The 356-nt window shown below is 52.5% G+C and carries 1 protein-coding gene; it reads right to left on the reverse strand.

Annotated features, from left to right (window positions below; all coding sequences use genetic code 11):
• On the reverse strand, nucleotides 1-356 hold a 356-nt coding region (locus AC1RO3_RS08050), incomplete at both ends, for a hypothetical protein (RefSeq protein ID WP_481763938.1).

Below are 356 nucleotides of genomic sequence, written 5' to 3' on the forward strand. Positions count from 1 at the left end.
AGAGTCAGATAACCGGCTACGTGTTGGATATGCTTAGCGAGTTGAGCCAAGAACGAGAATTCGGAGCGTTGCTCTTCATCCTTCATCTCAGGAGCATCCGCAAACTCAAGAACGTCGCGCATGGTAGGGGGACGCATAACGAGTTCAGGCACGTCTGCAAACGAGTATATCGAGGCATCTGGAACAGTCTCAAGCTCGTTGATCGTCATCGTGGTGTTCGTGATGATCTGCGAAAGCTTCAGCGAATCCTCGGGGAGCGCTAGACGCGCAATCTCGTCACGTTGCTCTTGTGTGATCTCACCAGCCGCCAGCTGTCGATCGAATTCTGCGGCATTGATTGTGTACGATACGCGCTT

It is taken from the genome of Dellaglioa sp. CoH-57-MRSF-19 (assembly GCF_056781975.1).